The following is a 326-nucleotide window of genomic DNA, read 5'->3' on the forward strand; positions in this document are numbered from 1 at the left end:
CCGTAGAGAAGGTAATTCAGTTCAGATTGCAGGTTCACCACCATCTCAGCAAGCCGCAAGTTAGCCAACGCCTGAGCCTGTTCAACTTGGCCTAGACGATGGGCACGCGCTATCTGGAATTCGATTGTGGTTTGCAGCATGGCCTCGGATACAGCAGGACGCTGGAGTTCTTGCTCCATCCACGCTATACCCTCGGTCTGCTGCCACTCCGGGTCGGAGCCGTGCTCGATCAGGAGCCGTGTTTCGATCAGGAACGTTACATCCCGCAGCAGATACGCTGTCTTTACTAGATGGAACAGTTCCGGATCGCCACCTTTGTCCGGATG

The 326-nt window shown here is 55.2% G+C and carries 1 protein-coding gene; it reads right to left on the bottom strand.

Annotation, left to right across the window (positions count from 1 at the left end):
• Window positions 1-326, bottom strand: a 326-nt coding sequence (locus AC1RP1_RS08125; protein WP_481762737.1) for a hypothetical protein, incomplete at both ends; no start/stop codon positions are given.

The organism is Dellaglioa sp. CoH-56-MRSF-13 (assembly GCF_056782095.1).